Source organism: Burkholderia sp. Bp8986 (assembly GCF_003854225.1).
GTDB lineage: Bacteria > Pseudomonadota > Gammaproteobacteria > Burkholderiales > Burkholderiaceae > Burkholderia.
Window position 1 is genome coordinate 1 of record NZ_QTQM01000200.1, and the last position, 573, is coordinate 573.

The following is a 573-nucleotide window of genomic DNA, read 5'->3' on the forward strand; positions in this document are numbered from 1 at the left end:
TTCCAGCAGGGCGAGATCCTCGTGAACGGCCAGTCGGTCGGCGACAAGAAGACGAACCTGTCGAAGCTGCGCTCGAAGGTCGGGATGGTGTTCCAGCATTTCGAGCTGTTCCCGCACCTGTCGATCACCGAGAACCTGACGCTCGCGCAGGTCAAGGTGCTCGGCCGCGGCAAGGACGAAGCGGCCGAGAAGGGCATGAAGCTGCTCGATCGCGTCGGCCTGAAGGCGCATGCGCACAAGTTTCCGGGCCAGCTTTCGGGCGGCCAGCAGCAGCGGGTCGCGATCGCGCGCGCGCTGTCGATGGACCCGATCGCGATGCTGTTCGACGAGCCGACGTCCGCGCTCGATCCCGAGATGATCAACGAAGTGCTCGACGTGATGGTCGAACTCGCGCAGGAAGGCATGACGATGATGGTCGTCACGCACGAGATGGGCTTCGCGAAGAAGGTCGCCCATCGCGTGATCTTCATGGACAAAGGCGCGATCGTCGAGGACGACCGCAAGGACGATTTCTTCTCGAATCCGAAGTCGGACCGCGCGAAGGACTTCCTCGCGAAAATCCTGCACTGAGCG

At 62.7% G+C, this 573-nt stretch carries 1 protein-coding gene; it reads left to right on the forward strand.

The annotated features are described in order from the left end of the window. A partial coding sequence (locus DID99_RS36875; protein ID WP_148094727.1) for an amino acid ABC transporter ATP-binding protein occupies nt 1-570 on the forward strand: 570 nt, incomplete at its 5' end. Between the last annotated feature and the right edge of the window lie 3 nt (nt 571-573).